The sequence below is a fragment of the Caballeronia sp. M23-90 genome (assembly GCF_053574605.1).
The window spans coordinates 1-1,185 of sequence record NZ_JBSIPA010000847.1; the positions used below are offsets into that span (position 1 = coordinate 1).

General features: G+C 60.6%; 1 protein-coding gene and 1 pseudogene. Both read right to left on the minus strand.

What is annotated here, in order from left to right; genetic code table 11:
• The coding region (gene proB, locus ACRXB1_RS36390; protein ID WP_449494818.1) for a glutamate 5-kinase at window positions 1–624 on the minus strand (624 nt) is incomplete at its 3' end.
• A 41-nt stretch (window positions 625–665) separates the two neighbouring features.
• Window positions 666–1,185 (minus strand): annotated as a pseudogene (locus ACRXB1_RS36395) (hypothetical protein); the annotation flags it as partial.

Below are 1,185 nucleotides of genomic sequence, written 5' to 3' on the forward strand. Positions count from 1 at the left end.
TCCCCCCGCCATGGCTTCGAGTTCCGGCGTGCCGGCATCGGCTTGTTCGACCAAAGTCGCCGATGGATCGTGACGCGGATCGGCGGTGAACAGACCGCGCTGATCGGTGAGGATGATCAGCGCGTCGCCTTCAATCAGATTCGCCACGAGCGCGCCGAGCGTGTCGTTGTCGCCGAATTTGATTTCGTCGGTGATGACGGTGTCATTTTCATTGATGATCGGCACGCAACCCAGGCGCAGCAAGGTCAGGAGCGTTGAGCGTGCGTTCAGATAGCGTTCGCGATCGGCCAGATCGGCATGCGTGAGCAGAATTTGTGCGGTCCGGATGCCGTGCTTGCCGAAACTGCTTTCGTAGACCTGCGCCAGCCCCATTTGCCCGACTGCCGCGGCGGCCTGCAACTCGTCGATTTCACGCGGCCGCTTTGTCCAGCCCAGCCGATGAATCCCTTCGGCAATCGCGCCCGAACTTACCAGCACGACTTCCTTGCCCTGAGCGCGCAACGCTGCGATCTGCGCGGCCCAGCGCGCGATGGCTGCATGATCGAGCCCGCGGCCATCGTTTGTCACGAGGCTCGATCCCACTTTCACTACGAGTCGCTTCGAAGCGGCTATGACGGAACGCATCTGACGCATTTCTCCTCGATACACCACGAGCCTGGCTTTTCTTACGCTTCGTTTTCGTCTTCGTCTTCGTCGATTTCCGGCGCTGGCTGAGGCGCCGCGACTGCGGGCTCGTCGCGGAAACGCACGTCGGCGGCGAGGTCTTCGGCTTCCGCCGCACGCGATGCGTCCGAGTTCTTCGAGATGTAGTCGAAGATGGCGTACGTCAGGCCTTCGCAGCCCTGGCCGGTCAGCGCCGAGATTTCGAACACCGGACCGTCCCATTCATAACGCTTGATGAAGTCCGCCACGCGCGCCTTGCGCTCGTCGTCCGGAACCATATCCAGCTTGTTGAGCACCAGCCAGCGTGGTTTTTCGTACAGCGCTTCGTCGTACTTGCGCAGTTCGTTGACGATCGCACGCGCTTCCTGAAGCCGTCGACCCGGTTCAGGAAGCGGAAGCCCAGAAGGCGATGATGCCGGCGATATAAAGCAGGTCCATTGTTTTGATCTCCCGTAGCGGATTTGGACGTGCTGAAGGTTAGTTGATCGTGTGTAAACGGCTGGCAAAGAGAACTGCTGCGGG